Origin of the sequence: Lyngbya aestuarii BL J (assembly GCF_000478195.2) — a bacterium.
In the GTDB taxonomy this organism is placed as follows: Bacteria; Cyanobacteriota; Cyanobacteriia; order Cyanobacteriales; family Microcoleaceae; genus Capilliphycus; species Capilliphycus aestuarii.
On record NZ_AUZM01000378.1, the window covers coordinates 1 to 404 of the forward strand.

At 42.1% G+C, this 404-nt stretch carries 1 protein-coding gene; it reads left to right on the plus strand.

Annotation, left to right across the window (positions count from 1 at the left end):
- On the plus strand, positions 1-404 hold a 404-nt coding region (locus tag M595_RS28595), incomplete at both ends, for a GAF domain-containing protein (protein ID WP_023070029.1).

Sequence of the window (404 nt, forward strand, 5' to 3'; positions counted from 1 at the left end):
CTCAACAACTCGGACAAGCCCTCAGCGTTGATGGTTGCGCCCTATCTTTGTGGACGAAAGAGGATGAATTTGTGCAATGTGTGGGGTTGTATGATGCTCACTATGAAACTTCTGTTGTCCGAGACTGGTCAGAAGATGAAATAGATGAAGTTGATCAAATAGATGAAACTTCTGCTGATGCTAAAAGCCCAGAAAATTTACCCCAGTCAGCCGTTCCCATTCGCGGAAATCCGGTTCTTCAACGCTTATTAGATACTCAAAATCCTGTTGTTATTAATGATTTGACAAAAAAACCAGACTGGAACTTAATTGAGCTTCCTTTGCGATCGCCATCGAAGGCGTTAATGGTGGTTCCTTTACTTCTAGATGATCAAATTATTGGGAGTATAGATCGGAAGAGCACA